The sequence below is a fragment of the Microtetraspora sp. AC03309 genome, from assembly GCF_020826795.1.
Taxonomy (GTDB): Bacteria; Actinomycetota; Actinomycetes; order Streptosporangiales; family Streptosporangiaceae; genus Microtetraspora; species Microtetraspora glauca.
This window is the reverse complement of record NZ_JADDIL010000476.1, coordinates 1-479: the sequence shown is the minus strand read 5'-3', so window position 1 is coordinate 479 and position 479 is coordinate 1. Positions and strand designations below refer to the sequence as shown.

General features: G+C 63.5%; 1 protein-coding gene. It reads left to right on the top strand.

Translation table 11 applies throughout. The features are described 5' to 3' along the window. Positions 1-62: 62 nt before the first annotated feature. Positions 63-479 (top strand): hypothetical protein (locus tag IMZ11_RS43920; RefSeq protein ID WP_228649663.1); only part of this gene is annotated, 417 nt, incomplete at its 3' end.

The following is a 479-nucleotide window of genomic DNA, read 5'->3' as shown; positions in this document are numbered from 1 at the left end:
ACAAGGAGGCGGCCGCGACGAAGACTTGGTCATGTCGCCTTACGTTCTCCGACGGTCATCCCGTGATCAGGCTGGACCGACGCCAGCACCCCGATTTGCCGGAGGGCACTGTGCCGTTCGTGGCAGACGGCGTCGAGTATGCCGCGTCGTTCGCCAAGGGTGCCATCGCCGTGGCTTCACGGGCGGACGCGTCAGGCAACGCGCTCCCTGGCTTGCTACGCGGTTGGTTCGGGCCTTCGGCCGGACATCCTGGAACATCACACCGCGTGCTGCTCGAGCAGATGGATGGTGCATTCCTTGTGCGGCCTGACGATTCGGCTCGCGCGGATGTACAGATCGATTATGTGCCGTTGTTCGGTGACTACACCGTGGCATGCGGGCCCGGCGCACAAACCTCCTGGACTGACCACGCGGCGACCGAGATCCCTGTCAGGCGAGCTAGCGGACAACCACTTACACCTTCGTCGCATTTCGTTTGC